We start from the raw sequence: 19,370 nt of genomic DNA, 5'->3' as shown, positions 1-19,370 counted from the left end.
ATTTACTTAAAATATATTCTAGTTTTATCGATTTCATCATTTCTTCTATGTGGTTGTAATGCAAAACACGATAATATTCCCCCTAAACTCTCATTACCTACTACTTGGAATAATTATTCTCTAGAACAAAATAATAATGCATCCTCCAAGTAGTGACTGCAATTTAACGATCCGGTGTTAAATAACCTAATCGAAGAATCTTTAACCGGTAACTCCGATATTGAGCTGGCAATGGGTAATGTGCTAGCAGCGCAAGCACAGCTTAACCTTATTAATTCTTATAGATTTCCACAAATCAATTTACAAGGCGGAGCAAATCAAACAAAAAACAGTAAAGAAACAAAAGCACCGAATGAACCGAAATTCTCTAATAATTTGGGGCTAGCAAGCGTGCTTAATTACGAGCTGGATTTATAGAGGCAGCCGCCAACGCTAGCGAATCAGCTCAAAAAACTTGCCTTGCAAGTGAGTATAGCAAGGCAGCGGTACGTTTATCAGTTATAAGTAACGTCACTATAAGTTACTTTAATCTTTTAGTATTAGACAAACAAATCTATCTAACTAAAAAGCTAATTGAGGCTCAAACGGAAATTTATAAATTAAATCAGAAATTATATAATCTTGGCGTAGGTGATTTAATATCGGTTAGTGAAGCTGCTTCCGACCTTGCACTTACTAAGTTATCATTGCCGCCTTTAAAACAACAAAGACATGAGCAGGAAACCGCTTTAAAAATTTTAGTAGGTAGAATTCCTGAAAATATAGTAAACGGCTTAATTTATCGTAATAAACCAATAGATTACTTCCCTGCTCTACCGGTATTACCTAAAATATTACCATCAGAGCTTTTAGAGCAAAGACCGGATATTAAAACAGCAGAGCAGAATTTACTAGCAGCAGATGTAAACTTAAAAACAATAAAAGCTACTTATTTTCCACAAATTTCTTTAACAGGCTTATTAGGATACGGTAGCAATAAACTTAATACTCTGTTTACTAACTCAGCTGAGACTTGGCAGGTAGGCGGCAACATAGCAGGACCTATTTGTGATTTTGGCAAATAACAATGCTTAAAACAATAATGCGGAATTTGATATTGATAACATTACTAGTACTAAATAGTAATATTAGTGGTTTGGTTAATAAAACATCATAATAAAAGCAGTAAACAAATCACTATAGCAGCTCCGGTTGAGGTAACACAAGTTATCAGAAAAGACGTATCTGATGTGATAGAACTTGCAGGAGTAGCTGAAACTGACCAAAGTGCCGATATTCAATCTCAAGTTATGGGCCAAATATTAAGTGTAAATTTTGATGACGGACAAGAAGTAAAAACAGGTAATTGATTATATGAAATCGATTCTCGTCCTTTTCAAAATCAATTACAGCAAGCACAAGCAAATTTACTAAGTAGATACTTATAACCTTGAAGATGCTATAAAAGAAGAGGCAAGATATCATGCTTTATACGAGGAAAAAGCCGTTTCGAAAGAGCAGTATTTACAGATGCTAACTAATATGAATATGCTTAGGGTCACCGTGGAACGCGATAAAGCAATTATTGCAGACGCTAATTTACAAATCGAGTATTCAAAAATTAGTACCTCCTTTTGATGGTAAACTTAGTGCGAGTAATGTGGATATAGGTGATTTAGTATCGCCGGATTTTGTGCGTCTAGTAACTATCAATACTAGCTCGCCTATTTATGTCAGCTTCTCCGTACCTGAAAAATATCTCGATCGTATTAATAAATCTCAAAAATCTAATGATTTAGCTTTGACGGTTAGAACCGTAAGCGACTAAGAAATTAAAGACGGTGAGATCGTTTTTGTCGATAATCCGATTGATCCAAATAGCGGCACTATCAAAGTTAAAGCAACATTACCTAACCAAAACGAAATATTATGTGGCCGGGACAGTGTGTTCGTGTATCCCTAACGATTTACATCGAACAAGAGGCTTTAATAGTTCAGTCTAAAACCATGCAAACTAACGATCAAGGTCCTTATATATTTGTTGTCGATCAAGATAATAAAGCCGTGGTCAAGAATATAGATATAGTGTTTTCTAATGATGATTTTATTGTTATTAAAAGCGGTATAGATGGGGGAGAAACGGTAATCACCAACGGGCAGCTACGATTATCTAACGAAGCAGAGGTGAGTGTTAGGGAGGAGTAGTGTCAAATCGTCATTGCGAGGAAATTACAAAGTAATTGACGAGAAGCAATATTAGGAGTTTGTCATTATTTCATGACATTGCCACGCTTCTTACAGTCGCTCGCAATGACGATATGTATGACAGAAAAAATCCATAAAACAGGAAAAAATAATTGGGTATTTCAGAAATATTTATTAAGCGTCCGGTTCTTGCTACTTTATTCATGGCAACTATTTTGCTGTTTGGAGCATTCGGCTATAGGATATGACCGGTAAGCGTTTTACCTGACATCAACTGCCCGACTATTCCGGTTTCAGTAAGCTTGCCTGGAGCTGCCCCTACTACTATGGCATCTTCAGTTGCATTACCGCTTGAAAAGCAATGATCGACGATATCAGATATTGACTCGATGAGTTCGGTTAATAGTAACAGTACTACTCAAATTACTTTGCAGTTTAATTTAGACCGAAATATAGATGCAGCGGCACAAGACATACAAGCAACTACCGAACGACTTACCTACCCCGCCCTCATATTGTAAAGTAAATCCTGCCGACGCACCTATATTTTATTTATCTTTAACCTCTGAGACTCTTCCCCTTATATACCGTGGACTATTACGCCGAAACAATTATGGCTGAGCGTTTATCTATGCTGCCGGGGGTGTTGCACAGATACAAGTTTACGGCTCACAGCAATATGCAGTGCGTATGCAGATTGACCCTGTTAAAATGGCAGCAAATAATATAGGGCTTGACCACGTATCAAACATTATCAGCTCTGCTAACGTTAATTTACCGACCGGAGCTTTATACGGTACAGATATCTACTCAAGCATTAGCGCCTCTGGGCAATTACAAAATGTTAAAGAATATAATGAGTTAATATTAGCTTATAAAAACGGTAATCCGCTTTTTCTTAAAAATATTGGGAAAGCCATTGATAGCGTAGCTAATAATAAAATAGCCGCTTGGTATAGGGATAAGCCGGGGGTAATACTTGCTATTCAAAAACAACCGGATACTACTAATACTATTGAAATAGTCGACTCTATAAAAGAAGTATTGCCGTTGCTTCGCAGACAAATCCCTGAGGGCATTAATATTAATATCATGTTTGATAGGTCAATTTCTATATCAGAGAATCGGTAAATGATGCCAATTTTACTATGCTACTCGCTTTATTTAATACTCGTAGTGATTGCTATATTTCGCTTTCTACATAACTTACGGTCCGTGATTATTCCGACTATTGCCCTTCCTTTATCAGTTGTCGGTACTTTTGCCTTTATATATCTATTCGGTTATAGCATCTTTAATGGCTCTAACGCTTGCGATGGGTTTTGTCGTGGATGATGCAATAGTAGTGCTTGAAAATATCACACGACATATGGAAAAAGGCGAGAGTAAAATAGCAGGATGTATTAACGGTACTAAAGAAATAGGATTTACTATCATCTCAAGGACTTTATCCCTAATGACGATATTCATCCCAATATTATTTATGAGCAAAATTTTAGTGAAGCTACTGCACGCACTTACCGTTGTTATTACTACCGCTATTTTGCTTTCGGGAGTTATCGCGATAACCGTAACTCCTATGTTATGTAATGTGTTTTTGAGGGATCGTCATTGCGAGGAACGTAGTGACGAAGCACTCTCAGGGCAACCAACCGAGATTGCCACGGCGTCTTTGACGCCTCGCAATGACGACCTACCACTAACCGAAAAAGCCTTTGAATATGTCAAACAAAAATATGGTAGCAGTCTAAAAACAGTAGTAGAGCATTCAAAAGCTACTATGCTTATATTTTTCTCTTAGTAATAATCGCAACGGCTTATTTATTTGGGAAAGTACGCAAAGGCCTTATGCCTTATTCCTATACGGGACAAATCTTAGTTTTTACCGACGCCGCTCAAACTATTTCTTTTGATACGATGGTGCAAGAACAGCAACAAGTAAGTGATGTATTACTTAAAAATCCTAATATAGATTCATTTTTTTCTGCCGTAGGTGTTTCAGGTAGAAACTCTGCCGTAAATCAGGGTACGATTTTGATTAGCTTAAAACCTCGTGACCAAAGAATAGGAGCTGACGCCGTTATAGATCAGTTACGTTCAAAACTAAATCATTTAGTAGGTTTAAGGGTATATATCCAGAACGTACCTACTATTACGATCGACGGACCAGCAACCAAAAGCCAATATCAATATACTATGCAAGAACTCGATCAAGATGTACTATTTAGCTTTGCACCGAAATTAAAGGACAAGCTCGCACGACTGCCAGGTTTTATTAACGTAACTTCGGATTTACAAATAGCACAGCCATAAACTTTAGTGCAGATTGATAGATATAAGGCTGCAAAACTCGGTATATCAGTCGAGCACGTCCAAAATATCTTATATACAGCTTACGGTGCTGAGCAGATTTCCACATTATATACCCCAACAGCTCAATATGATGTTATTTTAGAGCTAGATCCTAAATATCAAACAGATTCGTCAATGTTATTTCTAGTCAATATTAACTCCGCAAGCGGCAATTTAGTACCGCTAACTACCATTGCTAAAATTGTTAACACTGTTGGCCCGCTTAGTATTTCACATTTCGGGCCATTACCTTCAGTTATGGTATCATTTAACCTGCAAGATGGATATTCAATTAGTGATGCCGTTCCAAAAGTTAATCAAGCAATAAGAGAGTTACAAATGCCGGCTACGATTACGGGCAGCTTCCAAGTAACAGTTCAGGCATGTCAGTCGTCTTTTTCCGATCTTGGCTTATTGCTTGGACTTGCCGTTATAGTTATTTACATCATCCTTGGCATGTTATATGAAAGTTTTGTGCATCCTATAACTATACTTTTAGGACTACCTACCGCTATATTGGAAGCATTACTCACTCTACTAATATTTAATAGCGAACTTGATATGTACGGATTTGTCGGACTTATAATGTTAATCGGTATAGTGAAGAAAAACGCTATCATGATTATCGATTTTGCCTTAGAACTTAAGAGAACTGGCAATAAATCTTCGGCATGAAGCAATTTATAAAGCATGTATAATACGATTCAGACCGATTATGATGACTACCCTAGCTGCCTTAATGAGAACTATACCTATTGCGCTTGGAGTCGGAGCAACAAGAACAGAGAGAAGATCACTAGGGCCTGCAGTAGTGGGAGGTTTACTCACACATTGCAATTACTTACTCTTTATACAGCACACCGATAATTTGCCTATATTTAGACACAGCTAAGAAATGGTTAAAGCATAGCAATTATAAAGCTGAAATTAGAAACTATCCGGAATTAAATTGGAAATCTTAATGTTGTTGTATGGCTCGAGAAACTCGTTCGGCATTATACCGTGGCTTGACCACGATATCCAGAAAATAACTAAAAATACTAATAATATTAGTATTTTTGACTAGCTCCCATGGACAAGCTACGGCTTGACAGTGGTATCAAGCGTGTTCAGTATTCGGCATCGTTTTCTCTTCTCCAACAACCGTAATTTCATCACTATCATAATTAAATGTGTCTGTTGTAAAAGGAGTAGACGGTACAGGCGATGTGCTTACTAACTCAGAAGACTTTTGATCTAAATAATCTCTTACTTCTCGTTTACCAAGCAATTCCATAGCATCATTTTTATTACTTTCTTTTATTTATATATACTTCAGGAATATATGCCTTAATATATTCCATATCAGATGCGTTTTTTAATAAATAAGGTGATACAAACTCTAGTATGTCCTTACTGCTTCTTTTATAATGAGTAAGCAACACAAATACCGTAGTCATTTAATAAATTCTTGTGTCTTGTCTGTTGAATGTTGTTTTGCAGATTCCACAGTTCTTAAAGCATATAATATCTGTTCTCGTGTTGCTTGAATAGAAACATCATCTGATGAAGCCATACAGTAAGCTTTTTCAAGCTCTTGATCTTTAAAAATGTAATTTTTTTGTTAATTCTTTTATTGCAGTAACAATAGGGTTTTGAAGGCCTTTTATAAAGATAAGACTAGCAGTACTTGCTGAAAGTTTACTTTTCATAATATACCTATTAATCAATTTAACATATTTCTATATTCAAATATTAATTTTTATTAATAAATAATAAACCTATTGGTAGTGATAAATATATCATATCAGAGATTGCTTTATATATCTAAAGACTGGAGATTTCTGCTTTTAGCTAAGAATAGGCTTATTATATCGAACAAGCATTACTGTCGTTATCATCATCTTCAAGGATAAATTTTTGCTTTACCTTAGAATTGTTATTATACGGCTTACTATTTTTTACCGGTGGATAATTTACAGGCTCATAATTTGTAACGGGCGGGGCATAATTTTGATTTACTACAGCATTTGGACAAGTATATTTTGATATATCACGCTTAGTTTCTCTAAGCATGGCTTTTATCTGATTTAATTCCTCTTGTATCTTTTTTTCTTTATCGCTATCGTCTTTTCTAACCTTTTTATTCGCTCTACTTAAAGTCATATCATCATCGGATTCAGCGAAACCGGCTTCTGCTTTTTGCCTTGCTATATCCCTTTTAATCATCTTAAGATACATTTCACGATTTCTCTTTACAGGATCGATGCTTTCTCCTCTTAAAGGACTATCACTATCATAGTCATCATCGTTATCATAATCAAGATTATCTTCTACTATATTCTTTTTAGCCAAAGTAATATATTTATTATTATATACAGGTTTTCTCTTGCCGCCTTTAGCACCTTTGCTATCAACCAATCTGTTATTTGCTGATCTTTGAAAATAGCTTCTAAAATTATCTGTACAAGCTGAAAGTAAAAACATTCCTAAAAATAATACTATAATTTTTTTTAACATATATTTATATTATTCCAAAACTTTTATTAGACTTCCTGTACAACTTAGCTAATAAGGAGGAATTTGTAGAAGACATGGAACGCAGCACCGCAGCGTACGCTTTGGTACGTGAGGATACGAGTACCGGATCGACGCACAAATTACCCTTAGAAGCAAGTTATACAGAAAGTCTAATATGATTAATGCCACATAATAGCCAAACTTGCAAGAATAAAGAGCCGAACTGCTATGTGCTTAATTAAATTATTGTTATTCTGAGGTATTTTTGGTCTTGTTGTATGTCTCCACCCCGTCATTGCAAGCGACTAAAAGGAGTGTGGCAATCTCAGGACTTTAGCACGAGATTGCTTCGTCAAAACTTACAGTCTTTCCTCGCAATGACGGAAAACAAAATCTAAATCACCTCTTCTATTAGGTTACTTAATAGCTTATGCCCTTCTTTTCTTCTTTTTAATAAATTTTGTGAAGCATCCTCTAATATTTTTGGATTACTTATCAAATCAAGTATTTTATCTGCTAATTTTCCTGCAGAAATATTATTCTGCTCTAAACACCATCCTGTTTTTTCATCTGCCAATAATTGTGCATTGTAATATTGATGATTATCCGCAGCACTAGGCAGTGGAATAAAGATTGCCGGCAACCCTATATAGGTCAATTCTTCTATAGTAGATGCTCCTGCTCTTGAAATCACTAAATCGGCTTCTTTATATTGCAATGCCATATTATCAAAAAATTCAGCAAATTCATAGGTAATGTTTAATTTCGAGTATATATCTTTTATTTTTACTTGATCATCTAATGCCGCTTGCTGGATTATATTTAATTCAAGACTTGGCTGTTTTTGCATCAAAATTTGGATACTTGCAGGTATCAGCTCTGAAAATAACTTAGCTCCTTGACTACCGCCAAAGATGAATATTGTAAAAAGCTTATCATTCCGTGGCTTAACCACGGAGTCCAGTGCTTTTATTAAAGACTTTTTGGACCCCGTGGTCAAGCCACGGGACGACATTTCTATAACCTTTAATTCCCTAATATTCTCTCTAACTACCCCACCGGTAACTACTATTTTACTTTTTGCAAATTCCGGTAAATTCTTTATTTTTTCATAAGAAATAGCTATCTTTTTAGCAAAGCTTGCAAAAAATTTATTAACTTTTCCAAGGTAAGAATTCTGTTCATGAATTATAATCGGTACTCTTAAAAAAATTGCCGCAAACATTGGAGCTATAACAGGATAACCGCCAAACCCTACAGTAACGGAAGGCTTCATATTATATAATAATTTAATAGCTTTTAAAACTGCAAGTGATAACCTAGGTAAAAACAAGAAAATATTACCTGAGCGTTTTAAATCTAGGATATGAAAAATTACTTTCATATCCTGCTTTATATATTGTTTGCATCTTAAATCAGTAATAAAATGAACTTCATAGCCACGTTTGATTAATTCTTCTCCAAGAGCAACTGCCGGAAAAAAATGTCCCCCCGTCCCTCCTGCTACCAAAATGATTTTTTTCATATTTCAATATTACGAATTTTGTACGAATTTAACGGCGTTCGGTATCTTGTAAAGCCAAGAAGCATACCGGTAGCGATAGCTATTGCAAGCGTTGAAGAACCACCGTAACTAATAAACGGTAATGTCATACCTTTAGTAGGAAGTAAATGTAAAGTCACACCCATATTAATTATTGCCTGAAGCCCTAATTGTGCAATTATACCGCTAGCAGCAAATTGTACAAATTTATCTGTTTCGTTTAATAACTTAATAAGACTTCTTAATACTATAAAAGCAAATATACCTATAACAATAAGGCAAATAATAGCTCCAAACTCCTCACCTGCTACAGCAAAAATAAAATCCGTATGCGAGTCGGGTAGTACCTGCTTGACTGCCCCCTCCCCTGGACCTCGTCCATATAACCCGCCATGCTCAAACGCCTTAAGAGACTTACTAACTTGATAATTCTCGCTACTATCTGGATCTAAAAACGAATTAATTCTTTGCGTTACGTGCGGTAACCAAAAATAAGCAATAGTTACTCCTATCATTCCTAAAAAACTGGCTAAAACAATCCAAAATATCGGCATACCCGCAATAAACAGTTGAATACCGAAAACTGCCGTAATCATTACAAGCATTCCAAAATCCGGCTGAATAATTAAGAGAATAGCAACAATAGAATAAAGTATTAAACAAATCGTAAAACTTGGAAAATCATCATTAAATTTTAGCGATAATATCCAGCCCGTAACAACTGCAAAAAACGGTTTGATAAATTCCGAAGGTTGAATAGATAGACCTAGAATATTAATCCATCGCACTGCACCTTTTACTTCATAGCCAAAAAATTTAACTGCTATTAATAAAACTATACTAGCAATAAATCCAACTATTGCAAAACGCCTTAACCATTTTTTATTAAGACATGAAAATAATAATATAAGTCCTGAAGCGGTAGCTAAATAAAATATTTGTCTAGATACAAAATAACTTTCTTCAAGACCTATTCTACTTGCTACTGCTGAACCTGAGGTAGTAACAAGCATTAGACTAAAAGCAAATAAGATAATTAAAGAAATTATTATTTGCCTATCGGTACTCCGCCACCATAATTTTATAAAGTTATTAGATATTTCGTTATTCATATTATAGTTATTCAATTATGGCTATATTTATAATGTTATTGCATGGATCGGAAAACACCCGCGATGTCACTCCGTGGCTTGACCACGGTATCCAGAAAAACAATAAAAAATACTAATATTATTTAGTATTTTTAACTAGACCCTGCGGTCAAGCCATGGAGTGACAGGATACTACACAATTTTATAAACAACTCGCCACGCTCTTCAAAATTTTTAAACTGATCATATGAGCTACAACTAGGTGCTAACAAGATATTTTTTACCTCCGCGTTATCACCTACTGCATCCTTATAAGCAAGATCGAAAGCCTGCTCAAGATTATCACATATTACAAAATCTACTATATTCTTAGCAGTATTTGCAAATATTTCTTTAGCTTGACCATAAAAATAAGCTTTCTTAATTTGACTGAAATAAGGCTTTATTTCCTCAATACCACCCTCTTTAGGGATTCCTCCCGCAAGCCAGTAAATATTATCGAGTGCTTTAATTGATTGCACAGCAGATATGGCATTGGTCGCTTTACTATCATTGTAAAAACTTATATTATTTATACTACCGATATATTGCATTCTATGAGGTAAACTTTGAAAACTACTTATAGATTCAAGTATTTTTTTAGGTTCTACTCCTATTATTTTAGCTACTGCATAACTTGCTGCAATATTCTCACAATTATGAACTCCTTGCAGGTTTTTATTAAAAGGTACAGTATAATGCATAAAGCTTGATACAAGCGAATTGTGCAGGTCTTGCCTGTGCTCACGTATTTTTATACACTCCGGCTCCGCAGGCTCACCTTGAAATTCATCTTGTCTAAAACTTTCTGAATTATGCTGTAATTCAAAACTTATATCATCAAAAAAATTAGCGCTAATTTTATCATCAACTACCGAAATACCGTTTTCAAGAATTTGAGTAACCGAAAAAGGAATTAGCTTTATACGCTGCTCTTGCTGCAATTTTATAAAGACTTCACGACAATAATCATTATCGATATTAATTACCGCATAACTCTCTTGATCCATTCGATCAAAGATCTTAGATTTTGCTGCAATATAGCAGGGCATATCCTGATGTCTATCTAAATGGTCGGGAGTGATATTAAGAAGCACGGCTATTTTAGCTGTAAAGGTTTTTACTAGATCTAGCTGAAAAGAAGACAATTCAAGTACATATCCATCCTTACTTGCTTTAGCTTGCAAAGCAGAAACTCCAATATTACCGGCAACCGGATAGTCTAAACCGCTACTATTTAAGATATGGCTTATTAAAGCAGTAGTAGTACTTTTACCGTTTGTACCGGTTATAGCTATAAATTTTAAGTTTTTTGATTTTGCAAATAATAAGTCTATATCGGAAGTGATTGGAATATTAAAACTTTTTGCAATATTGACTATCTCATGCGTTAAAGGAATTCCAGGACTTAAGACAATTGTATCTAAATTTTGCCATCTTGAATCAGATAAAGCAGCGATAGCGGTTTTACTATATAATTCTTCAAATATATCTCTATTTGCTTTTAAATCATCATAAACAATTACATCATATTTATTTTGCAATTCCTCGTAAACCGATATACCGGTTTTACCAAGCCCAAAAACACCTATTTTTTGTTTTGTATGAGAATTCATGAATTAATTTGAAAAAACATTGCAGTCTTAGTATTCAAGAACAGGTATATGAAGATCAACTTCAAAAAGAGCAAGGAGTTTACAAGTCGAGGAGCGGAGCGTATACTTAATACGTAAGCACCGCAGATCTTGTAAAACGACGTAGCCAATTTTTGAAGTTGAGCAAGTATACTAATGCATGTCCTGCATTAATGCTTGTTCACCTTCATTAAATTCACCTTGTCCTTTTACATTACTGTAAGTTGTTTTGCTATGCCCAGGATCAGGTAAATAATAATGAGGCGGAACTTCTAGTGCTTTAGCACGCTGTACTTGATACTCATTAGGTCCAACTGTTGATATACCTACGGTTTCTTTTAACTTTTTACTACAAGCAGAAGTAATTAATAAAACAGTAAATAATACAAAAATCTTTTTCACTTAAACACCTATAAATTAAAATTAAAATAGCCTCCTTGCAAAATGAACTTCTAGAAGGTAATTTGTACGTCAACCCGGTACTTGAATCCTCAAGTAGGTCTACTACGCTACGGTTCTGCGTTCTGTGTTTCCTTCAAATTCCTCTCTATAAGTTTAATTTTGCAAGGAAGCTATTTTATCATTACCACCCTTATCGGTATTACGAATTTTTTCAGCCATAGCTTCAATTTGAGCATTATCATAATTCCCTTTAGCCTTTTCTTCAATAACTTTTTTAGTACTATAATAATCTTCTATTAAGATAATTACTCCTATTGTAATAAAGCAATCAGCTAAATTAAATACGGGGAAGCTATAATTCTGATAATGAAAATGGATGAAGTCAAAAACTGCTCCTCTAAAAAATCTATCAATTAGATTACCAACAGCTCCGCCGATTACAAAGCTATAACCGGCAAAGCTTCCGATCGTTTTTGAACGTATCATCAAATAATATAAATAACAGACAACAATCGTATTCGTTATTAAGAAAATAGCATTGCTATATTGATAATATTCACGCATTAGACCAAAGCTAATACCGTAATTCCAAGTATAAACCATATTTAAGAAAGAAGTAACCTTAAGCATTAAGCCCGGCTTCCATCTCAAATTATCAATAAACCACCATTTACTTAACTGATCAATAATCACTAAGGTTATTATTATACGACTACTACGAGCAAATGTGAGATATAGTTTTTTTAGTAGTGGGAGCATAATTGTAAATGTCATTCCCGCGAAAGCGGGAATCCAGAAAAAACAACCTTAATATTAATACAAAATTATATATTTGATAAAATAAATCTATAAAAAACAAGTTTTTTATAGATTCTACTAGATTCCCGCTTTCGCAGGAATGACATAAGAGCCGTACAACACAAAGTTGATTACGGTATGACAAGGATATTCACGCTACAATGAAACTGTGGCTGCTTTATCAGCTTGCAATTCCTTATCAAGCTTAACACTTAAAGTTTTTATTTCTTTTTTAAATTGTTTAAATTTCTCTAAATTTTTTCCGTTTAATTCTATACCCGGTGTTGTTTTAACTGACATAGGATTAACATGTTTTCCATCAATTTTAACTTCATAATGTAAATGTGGAGCTGTAGCTCTGCCGGTACTTCCGACATATGCGATGATTTGTCCTTGTTTTACGATACTTCCGACTTTTAAATTTTTTGCAAAATTTGAAGCATGCGCATAAGCAGTAGATAGCGTACCGCTATGTTTTACCTGAATAAATTTGCCATAACCCGACTTCCAACCTATTTCTGTTATAACTCCGTTTCCTGCGGAATATATAGGCGTACCGGTTGGAGCTGCAAAGTCAACCCCCCTATGCATTTTAGTATAACCGAGTATCGGATGCTTTCTATTACCGTAATGTGAAGAAACTTTTATAACTTTTAGCGGAGTTTTAAGTAAGCTTCTTTTTACGCTTTTACCGTCTTCGGAAAAAAATGCATTATTATTTGCGTTATTGTCATGAGAATAACGGTATATATTATATTCTTTCCCTGAAAGATTTAATGAAACATATAGAATTTTACCGTAGTGGGAAAATTTACCATCTTCCGTTACGTATTTTTCCGTTATTACGGTTGCAGTATCACCGCTTTTTATTTGACGCTGAAAATCGATTTGATAAGCATAAGCATTAATCAGCTCTATTATACTGTTATCCGATAAGCCCAGTTTTTTAAGAGCTGACATGAAATTTGCCTCAATACTTACCGACGATTTAGCAACTTTTTTATTTAAAGGTACTACAATTTCTTCAACTTTAAAATTATCACCTTCTCTAATTACTTCAATAGTTTTTAGCTTATCGATAATTATAACGATTTTATTTAAGAATGCTACCTCTGAGGTTAAATCTTCATCCTCGTTTTCGATAATTTTTGTTTCATATTCAAAAGTAATTTGCTGCCCTATTTTCAGCGCAGATAATTTTCCCTCCTTTATTAAACTTACAATTTTGTCTATTTCATTTTTAGGGATATGTTGTTCTATCAAAATTGACTTTATAGTATCGCCTTTTTTTACTACTACTTCTTTAAATAAAATTGTTTCTTCTTCACTACTATCAGGTTGTACTAAGGTTATGGATAAAGTGTTGTTAACATAATTATTAACAGCAAAAGAGACAAAAACAACTAATCCTATAAATAATAATAAGGAGGCAGAGGTGAGGATTTTCCTGAGACGTGCACTAATAAAAGATGATGGTAATATGCCATTAAAATCACAAGATAGTGCGGTATCATTCATTAAAATTGCTCTGAAGATTATTTGAATCAATTTTTCATTACTAGTAATAATATGCACTATATACAAACAAATTACAATAGAAAATTGTAAAATCTTGTTTTATTTCTGTCTTAATTAGTTTTTTATTGATTAAAAGTTAATTTTTATTAACTTATATAGATAAATATTATGCCTAGACTTTTCCTATTTGTATTAATGTTTTATTAATTTTTATAAATCTTATGTCCTGCTCATCTAGCCATAATACTGTCAAATTACCCAAATAGAATATTATGAGAATATTTCTTTAAATAAAAACTGTCCTATAAATAGTGAAATAGTTCTAGTAGGCGGTTGTTGTGATTTATTACATTACGGTCATATAGAATTTCTACGCAAAGCTAAAAAACACGGTAAATACTTAATCGTTGCTTTAGAGCCGGATAAAACAATTATTAAATATAAAAAACGTCAACCTATCCATAATCAATTACAACAAGCAAAAATTTTAAGTTCTTTCACATTTGTTGATAAAGTACTCATATTACCTAAACTAAAAGATTTTAATGATTATGCTCGGTTAGTGCACAATATTTGTCCTGCTGTAATCGCTGTAACAAAGCATGATCCTCAGTTAATAAATAAATTCAAGCAAAATTAAGAAATGCGAAAGTAATAGAAGTTATTGACTTACTGCAACATCCTAATATAGGTATACTGTCTAGCTCAAATATTATTAAAAATATGTAGTTTTTACAAAAATTTATCGATTTTTACTGTATATCCATTTATATTAAATGTAAATAACTTTATATGTGCTATGAAAAATATTATTAGACATCTTTCCAAACCAGCTTATAGAGAGGAATTTAAAGAAGACACTTCCCCTCGAACCGCAGAGTACAAAAGCGTAAGTGAGGATTCGAGTACCGGATTGACGTATACATTACCTCCAAAAGCGAAATTTGGCAAAATGTCTATTGCTTTAATTTGTTTTTTGATTGTTAGCAGTAATTGCTTTGCTTCCGAGCCGTTACCTTGGCAAGTAACGTTCCAGCCACCGGCAAGTCCGATTATGGAGGAATTACATCATTTTCATAATTTTCTGCTTTATATCTCAACAGCTATTGTTTTATTTGTTGCCGGATTACTTGGCTTTGTATGCATCAGATTTAATGCAAAAAATAATCCCGTACCGGCAAAATTTTCACATAATGTTTTAATAGAAATAATTTGGACTGTAATACCTATAATAATTTTAGTTATTATTGCAGTACCGTCTTTTAAAATATTGCGTCATGCCGAAAAAATACCCGAAACGGATTTCACTATTAAAGTAGTAGGTTATCAATGGTATTGGCATTATATATATCCTGATCATGACAATTTAGAATTTGATAGCGTAATGATCTCTGACGAAAATTTAAAACCTAACCACAAAAGATTATTAGATGTTGATAATCGAATTGTTATCCCTGAAAATACTACCGTAAGGTTTCTCATTACCGCAGGTGACGTAATACATAGTTTTGCCGTTCCATCACTTGGATTTAAAATAGACGCAGTCCCAGGCAGAATAAACGAAACCTGGACAAGAGTGGCTAAAAAAGGCGTATATTACGGACAATGCTCTGAACTATGCGGCATCCATCACGGCTTCATGCCGATTGCTATAGAAGTAGTAAGTAAAGAGGATTTCGACAATTGGATTGCAAGCCAGAATAAGACTGCTATGAATGGCAAGAAGCCAAAATTGGCAGCTAACTAATTATATTTAGAAGTTCTATGGAAAAATTATAATACAAAAATATCTGCACTAGATAAATTACTAAACGATATAACCGATTCTAATCGACATCAAGAAATTATTAAGTAGTGATGATTCAGCAGGTACAGAAGCATGGTAATTTATAACGAAAGTATTGTATAAACTAAAACTATTACTTTAAATTTTTTAATATATGCCTAACCACAATAACCCTTATCCCCATCTTGTTCCTAAACAAGCAAAAGAAACGATATTTTTAAAACATTTTATCCATAATCTAAATATCATAGTCGGAGATTACACTTATTATAATGACGCTAATCACCCTGAGAAATTTGAATATGAAAATGTTAGAGGAGCTTATTTTGTTAAATTGATTATAGGAAAATTTTGTGCTATTGCTATGGGTACTAGTATAGTATTGTTGTCGGTAATCCTGCAAAGATATAGATTTCCTGATGAGAGAGTTGAGCAATTACTTGAAATTCAATGGTGGGATTGGGATTATGATAAAATCACTCGGAATATTCCGGCAATTGTTAGAGCAGATATCGAAAAATTAAAACAGGCAGAATAATAATTATGGATATAACTACTACCGAAATTTATCACGATAGCCACCACACCCCACACGGTTGGAGGCGATGGCTTTTTTCTACCAATCACAAAGATATCGGCATTATGTATATCATATTTGCCGTTTTTGCCGGAATTGTCGGAGGTTTGTTCTCACTGCTTTTTAGGTTAGAGCTTGCAATGCCCGGCGGCACTTTCTTAAATCATGATTTCCAGCTATATAACGTACTTATCACAGCACATGCGGTTATTATGGTATTCTTTATGATTATGCCGGCTTTGTTCGGTGGCTTTGGTAACTATTTCGTACCTCTATTAATAGGGGCTCCCGATATGGCATTTCCACGCCTTAACAATATCAGTTTTTGGCTACTAGTGCCTGCTTTTCTTTTACTTATGGGATCAGCTTTTGTTGACGGTGGGCCAGGAACGGGCTGGACACTCTACCCTCCTTTAAGTAATTTAAGCGGTCACCCCGGTGCAGCCGTTGATATGGCTATTTTCAGTTTACATTTAACCGGTCTATCGTCAATCCTTGGATCAATTAACTTAATCGTTACTATCTTTAATATGAGAGCTCCGGGAATGGGACTTTTCAAGATGCCGTTATTCGTTTGGTCTATTTTAGTTACCGCATTTCTAATAATTCTTGCGATGCCGGTACTTGGTGGAGCTATTACTATGCTACTTACAGATCGTAATTTTGGAACTACTTTCTTTAAGCCTGACGGCGGCGGTGATCCTGTATTATTTCAGCATCTATTTTGGTTTTTCGGTCATCCTGAAGTATATATCGTAATACTTCCAGGCTTTGGTATAGTAAGTCAAGTTATTTCAACTTTTTCACGCAAACCTATATTCGGCTATCAAGGTATGATCGGGGCTATGGTGATCATAGGCTTTGTTGGATTTATCGTATGGGCTCACCATATGTTTACTGTTGGGCTTTCTTATAATGCACTTATATATTTCACTGCCGGAACGATGATTATAGCAGTTCCGACGGGTATTAAAATATTTAGCTGGATAGCGACTATGTGGGGTGGTTCGATTACATTTCCAACTCCTATGCTATTTGCGATAGGATTTATTATATTATTCACGATCGGCGGCGTAACCGGCATAATCCTATCAAATTCGGCACTTGATAGAGTTCTGCACGATACATATTATGTTGTTGCACATTTCCATTATACGATGTCGCTCGGTGCTTTATTTACGGCATTTGCAGGCTTTTATTATTGGTTTGGCAAAATATCTGGTAAACAATATTCGGACATTTTAGGCAAAATTCATTTTTGGATTACCTTTATAGGCGTTAATTTAACTTTCTTCCCGCAGCATTTCTTAGGTCTTGCGGGCATGCCAAGAAGAATACCGGACTACCCTGAAGCTTTCACCGGCTGGAATATGGTTTCGTCGATAGGAGCAGGTATTTCTATGTTTGCTGCCCTTTATTTTGTATTTATCGTTTTCTATACGCTAAAATACGGCAAAGATTGTCCAAACAATCCTTGGGGAGAAGGAGCAGACACATTAGAGTGGACACTTACCTCACCACCGCCGTTCCATACTTTTGAAACACCACCGCATATTGAGGGGTCATAGTGTCTTTGCTGCATGGATGCCAAGTCATCATCATTGCGAGGAGTTGCGTTAGCAACGACCCGGCAATCTCATAAGATAATATAAAAAAAACTCCTGAGATTGCCACGTCAGCATAAATGCTGGCTTGCAATGATAGGACTTTTATGAACTGTCCGGTACTCTGAAGAATGACATAGCTGACAGCAAAATAATAAAATGATAATAAAATGTATAAAAAACCGATAATAGGTGTTACACCTGATTTAGCTCAAAATTGTGAAAAATATACTTACGCTGCTTTTCCATGGTACGCCTTGCGAAGAAACTATACCGATGCGATTATTGCAGCCGGCGGTGTACCGCTATTATTACCTTATCAAAGTGATACAATAAATCAGCTTATGGAACTTGTTGATGGTGTTGTAATGCCAGGCGGTGATGAGGACATACATCCTAAATTTTATGAGCCGGAATACGCCGAAGATATAGTCGTTTCCAATGAAGAACGTGATAATTTTGAGATATTAGTTTTAAAGAAAGCATTAGAGAGAGATATTCCGGTTTTAGGAATATGCCGAGGTATGCAGTTATTAAACGTTATTTTTAAGGGTACGCTTATTAAACATATTCCTGATTATATTGAAACTGTAATTAATCATACACAACCTTCGCCTAAAAACATCGTTTCGCATGCAATTAATATAGAAGCAAATACTAAACTTGCTAAAATAGCTAATAATCAGCTACAAACTATGGTTAATTCGACTCATCACCAGGCTGCTAAACAACTTGGTAATGATCTTATCGTATCTGCAACAGCAGAAGACGGTATAATTGAAGCCATTGAATCAACAAAACATAAATTTGTTATCGGCGTTCAATGGCATCCTGAATATCTTAACGATAATGGAGTAGATTTAGAATTATTTAAAGAATTCGTAAAAGTTAGTAAGTAAATATTAGTTTTTAACATCATTAGATGAACATATTACAAACGCTTTATTATATTCATATCCAAGCGGCCAACAATATACGGAATTTTTAGAGCGTTCATATACGAAAGTAGAACCTCTACAATTACCTTCTAGTTGATACTGACCATAAATTACAGGTCCACATTGTTCTTGCCAAGTAATTGAATATTTTACCCGATTATCTTGCACATCCCATTGTTGTAAACAGCCGCTAATAATACAATGCATTTCAGTCACAAGTAGTTTAACCAATTTTTGTATTACCAAATCTTCTTGTTGTTCTACTTGTATATTATCACAATAAGCTATATGTGAGTTTAAATTATTAGCATAAGCGCGTGATATTATAGAGACTATAATAGTAAATAATATAAAAAATTTCTTTATTTATTAAATTTAAATTAATATATTTTAAAGATACTTAAT

The 19,370-nt window shown here is 34.4% G+C and carries 21 protein-coding genes and 7 pseudogenes; 18 read left to right on the top strand and 10 right to left on the bottom strand.

The genetic code is table 11. The features are described from left to right. Positions 1–174 precede the first annotated feature (174 nt). The 12 genes and pseudogenes from RSA_RS09990 to RSA_RS10460 all read left to right on the top strand — a co-directional run. The gene (locus RSA_RS09990; protein WP_041472335.1) at positions 175–417 is read left to right on the top strand and encodes a TolC family protein; all 243 of its coding nucleotides are present in this window, start codon (positions 175–177) and stop codon (positions 415–417) included. Next, a pseudogene (locus tag RSA_RS09985) lies at positions 414–686 on the top strand (TolC family protein); the annotation flags it as partial. The gene RSA_RS09990 and the pseudogene RSA_RS09985, both read left to right, overlap by 4 nt. After that, a complete protein-coding gene (locus tag RSA_RS02905; RefSeq protein WP_041472334.1) occupies positions 687–1,064 on the top strand; it encodes a TolC family protein in 378 nt (125 codons plus the stop codon). A gap of 66 nt (positions 1,065–1,130) precedes the next feature. Then, positions 1,131–1,349 (top strand): acriflavin resistance protein, encoded by a 219-nt coding sequence (locus tag RSA_RS02900; RefSeq protein WP_014364681.1) that lies wholly within the window; start codon positions 1,131–1,133, stop codon positions 1,347–1,349. Positions 1,350–1,564: 215 nt separating this feature from the next. Then, positions 1,565–1,807, top strand: a complete 243-nt coding sequence (locus RSA_RS09445; protein WP_231284253.1) for an HlyD family efflux transporter periplasmic adaptor subunit — start codon at positions 1,565–1,567, stop codon at positions 1,805–1,807. 101 nt (positions 1,808–1,908) lie between these two features. Then, positions 1,909–2,184, top strand: a complete 276-nt coding sequence (locus tag RSA_RS02890) for a hypothetical protein (RefSeq protein WP_155813326.1) — start codon at positions 1,909–1,911, stop codon at positions 2,182–2,184. Between the two features lie 260 nt (positions 2,185–2,444). Next, a pseudogene (locus RSA_RS10235) lies at positions 2,445–2,549 on the top strand (AcrB/AcrD/AcrF family protein); the annotation flags it as partial. A gap of 24 nt (positions 2,550–2,573) precedes the next feature. Continuing rightward, positions 2,574–2,705: an acriflavin resistance protein gene (locus RSA_RS07420; protein ID WP_012262369.1), complete on the top strand. Its 132-nt coding sequence runs from the start codon at positions 2,574–2,576 to the stop codon at positions 2,703–2,705. A 169-nt stretch (positions 2,706–2,874) separates the two neighbouring features. Continuing rightward, positions 2,875–3,985: pseudogene (locus tag RSA_RS09440) on the top strand (efflux RND transporter permease subunit). A gap of 47 nt (positions 3,986–4,032) precedes the next feature. Continuing rightward, a pseudogene (locus tag RSA_RS09435) lies at positions 4,033–5,211 on the top strand (efflux RND transporter permease subunit). Between the two features lie 40 nt (positions 5,212–5,251). Continuing rightward, entirely contained in the window at positions 5,252–5,428 is a 177-nt protein-coding gene (locus tag RSA_RS09980) for an efflux RND transporter permease subunit (protein ID WP_081498215.1), read from the top strand. Between the two features lie 69 nt (positions 5,429–5,497). Then, positions 5,498–5,599 (top strand): annotated as a pseudogene (locus RSA_RS10460) (permease); the annotation flags it as partial. A 36-nt stretch (positions 5,600–5,635) separates the two neighbouring features. Here the strand turns inward: RSA_RS10460 and RSA_RS08865 are convergent. From RSA_RS08865 to RSA_RS02865, 3 genes are all read right to left on the bottom strand, one after another. After that, complete coding sequence (locus RSA_RS08865; RefSeq protein ID WP_014364675.1) at positions 5,636–5,812, bottom strand: hypothetical protein; 177 nt, start codon at positions 5,810–5,812, stop codon at positions 5,636–5,638. Positions 5,813–5,825: 13 nt separating this feature from the next. Next, a complete protein-coding gene (locus tag RSA_RS08860; protein ID WP_012150762.1) occupies positions 5,826–5,975 on the bottom strand; it encodes a hypothetical protein in 150 nt (49 codons plus the stop codon). Between the two features lie 409 nt (positions 5,976–6,384). Next, complete coding sequence (locus tag RSA_RS02865) at positions 6,385–7,035, bottom strand: hypothetical protein (protein WP_014364673.1); 651 nt, start codon at positions 7,033–7,035, stop codon at positions 6,385–6,387. A gap of 74 nt (positions 7,036–7,109) precedes the next feature. Here RSA_RS02865 and RSA_RS10455 point away from each other — a divergent pair. Further along, positions 7,110–7,205 (top strand): annotated as a pseudogene (locus RSA_RS10455) (palindromic element RPE1 domain-containing protein); the annotation flags it as partial. A gap of 224 nt (positions 7,206–7,429) precedes the next feature. Here the strand turns inward: RSA_RS10455 and murG are convergent. From murG to RSA_RS02835, 6 genes are all read right to left on the bottom strand, one after another. Next, on the bottom strand, positions 7,430–8,560 hold the full coding sequence (gene murG / locus RSA_RS02860; protein ID WP_014364672.1) for an undecaprenyldiphospho-muramoylpentapeptide beta-N-acetylglucosaminyltransferase: 1,131 nt from the start codon (positions 8,558–8,560) through the stop codon (positions 7,430–7,432). Further along, a complete protein-coding gene (gene ftsW / locus RSA_RS02855; RefSeq protein ID WP_014362994.1) occupies positions 8,557–9,690 on the bottom strand; it encodes a putative lipid II flippase FtsW in 1,134 nt (377 codons plus the stop codon). Before ftsW ends, murG begins: the two co-directional genes overlap by 4 nt. Positions 9,691–9,821: 131 nt before the next feature. After that, on the bottom strand, positions 9,822–11,324 hold the full coding sequence (gene murD, locus RSA_RS02850; RefSeq protein ID WP_014364671.1) for a UDP-N-acetylmuramoyl-L-alanine--D-glutamate ligase: 1,503 nt from the start codon (positions 11,322–11,324) through the stop codon (positions 9,822–9,824). 171 nt (positions 11,325–11,495) lie between these two features. Next, positions 11,496–11,744 (bottom strand): DUF3035 domain-containing protein, encoded by a 249-nt coding sequence (locus tag RSA_RS02845; protein WP_004995830.1) that lies wholly within the window; start codon positions 11,742–11,744, stop codon positions 11,496–11,498. Positions 11,745–11,897: 153 nt separating this feature from the next. Beyond that, positions 11,898–12,503 (bottom strand): signal peptidase II, encoded by a 606-nt coding sequence (lspA, locus tag RSA_RS02840; protein WP_014364670.1) that lies wholly within the window; start codon positions 12,501–12,503, stop codon positions 11,898–11,900. Positions 12,504–12,698: 195 nt separating this feature from the next. Then, positions 12,699–14,060, bottom strand: coding sequence for a M23 family metallopeptidase (locus RSA_RS02835; protein WP_014364669.1), 1,362 nt, complete (start codon positions 14,058–14,060; stop codon positions 12,699–12,701). Positions 14,061–14,281: 221 nt separating this feature from the next. Here RSA_RS02835 and RSA_RS07390 point away from each other — a divergent pair. From RSA_RS07390 to RSA_RS02810, 5 genes and pseudogenes are all read left to right on the top strand, one after another. Beyond that, positions 14,282–14,700 (top strand): annotated as a pseudogene (locus tag RSA_RS07390) (adenylyltransferase/cytidyltransferase family protein). Between the two features lie 159 nt (positions 14,701–14,859). Continuing rightward, complete coding sequence (coxB, locus tag RSA_RS02825) at positions 14,860–15,807, top strand: cytochrome c oxidase subunit II (protein ID WP_014362997.1); 948 nt, start codon at positions 14,860–14,862, stop codon at positions 15,805–15,807. Positions 15,808–16,000: 193 nt separating this feature from the next. Further along, positions 16,001–16,384, top strand: coding sequence for an acetyltransferase (locus RSA_RS02820; protein ID WP_014364668.1), 384 nt, complete (start codon positions 16,001–16,003; stop codon positions 16,382–16,384). 5 nt (positions 16,385–16,389) lie between these two features. Further along, positions 16,390–17,991: a cytochrome c oxidase subunit I gene (gene ctaD, locus RSA_RS02815; RefSeq protein WP_014364667.1), complete on the top strand. Its 1,602-nt coding sequence runs from the start codon at positions 16,390–16,392 to the stop codon at positions 17,989–17,991. 206 nt (positions 17,992–18,197) lie between these two features. Then, positions 18,198–18,926 (top strand): gamma-glutamyl-gamma-aminobutyrate hydrolase family protein, encoded by a 729-nt coding sequence (locus RSA_RS02810; protein WP_010977188.1) that lies wholly within the window; start codon positions 18,198–18,200, stop codon positions 18,924–18,926. 3 nt (positions 18,927–18,929) lie between these two features. Here RSA_RS02810 and RSA_RS09425 read toward each other — a convergent pair whose 3' ends face one another. After that, positions 18,930–19,172 (bottom strand): hypothetical protein, encoded by a 243-nt coding sequence (locus RSA_RS09425; RefSeq protein WP_231284262.1) that lies wholly within the window; start codon positions 19,170–19,172, stop codon positions 18,930–18,932. Between the last annotated feature and the right edge of the window lie 198 nt (positions 19,173–19,370).

It is taken from the genome of Rickettsia philipii str. 364D, from assembly GCF_000283995.1.
GTDB classification, from domain to species: Bacteria; Pseudomonadota; Alphaproteobacteria; order Rickettsiales; family Rickettsiaceae; genus Rickettsia; species Rickettsia rickettsii.
This window is presented reverse-complemented; position numbering and strand designations above follow the sequence as displayed.

Bases quoted from the DNA above. Each gene is read 5' to 3' on its own strand.
- RSA_RS08860 (WP_012150762.1), bottom strand. From the start codon at position 5,975: ATGACTACGGTATTTGTGTTGCTTACTCATTATAAAAGAAGCAGTAAG.
- RSA_RS08865 (WP_014364675.1), bottom strand. From the start codon at position 5,812: ATGGAATTGCTTGGTAAACGAGAAGTAAGAGATTATTTAGATCAAAAG.
- RSA_RS02835 (WP_014364669.1), bottom strand. From the start codon at position 14,060: ATGAATGATACCGCACTATCTTGTGATTTTAATGGCATATTACCATCA.
- coxB (WP_014362997.1), top strand. From the start codon at position 14,860: ATGAAAAATATTATTAGACATCTTTCCAAACCAGCTTATAGAGAGGAA.
- RSA_RS02890 (WP_155813326.1), top strand. From the start codon at position 1,909: ATGTGGCCGGGACAGTGTGTTCGTGTATCCCTAACGATTTACATCGAA.
- RSA_RS02865 (WP_014364673.1), bottom strand. From the start codon at position 7,035: ATGTTAAAAAAAATTATAGTATTATTTTTAGGAATGTTTTTACTTTCA.
- ftsW (WP_014362994.1), bottom strand. From the start codon at position 9,690: ATGAATAACGAAATATCTAATAACTTTATAAAATTATGGTGGCGGAGT.
- ctaD (WP_014364667.1), top strand. From the start codon at position 16,390: ATGGATATAACTACTACCGAAATTTATCACGATAGCCACCACACCCCA.
- RSA_RS02820 (WP_014364668.1), top strand. From the start codon at position 16,001: ATGCCTAACCACAATAACCCTTATCCCCATCTTGTTCCTAAACAAGCA.
- lspA (WP_014364670.1), bottom strand. From the start codon at position 12,503: ATGCTCCCACTACTAAAAAAACTATATCTCACATTTGCTCGTAGTAGT.
- RSA_RS09425 (WP_231284262.1), bottom strand. From the start codon at position 19,172: ATGCATTGTATTATTAGCGGCTGTTTACAACAATGGGATGTGCAAGAT.
- RSA_RS09980 (WP_081498215.1), top strand. From the start codon at position 5,252: ATGATGACTACCCTAGCTGCCTTAATGAGAACTATACCTATTGCGCTT.
- RSA_RS07420 (WP_012262369.1), top strand. From the start codon at position 2,574: ATGAGTTCGGTTAATAGTAACAGTACTACTCAAATTACTTTGCAGTTT.
- murD (WP_014364671.1), bottom strand. From the start codon at position 11,324: ATGAATTCTCATACAAAACAAAAAATAGGTGTTTTTGGGCTTGGTAAA.
- RSA_RS02810 (WP_010977188.1), top strand. From the start codon at position 18,198: ATGTATAAAAAACCGATAATAGGTGTTACACCTGATTTAGCTCAAAAT.
- murG (WP_014364672.1), bottom strand. From the start codon at position 8,560: ATGAAAAAAATCATTTTGGTAGCAGGAGGGACGGGGGGACATTTTTTT.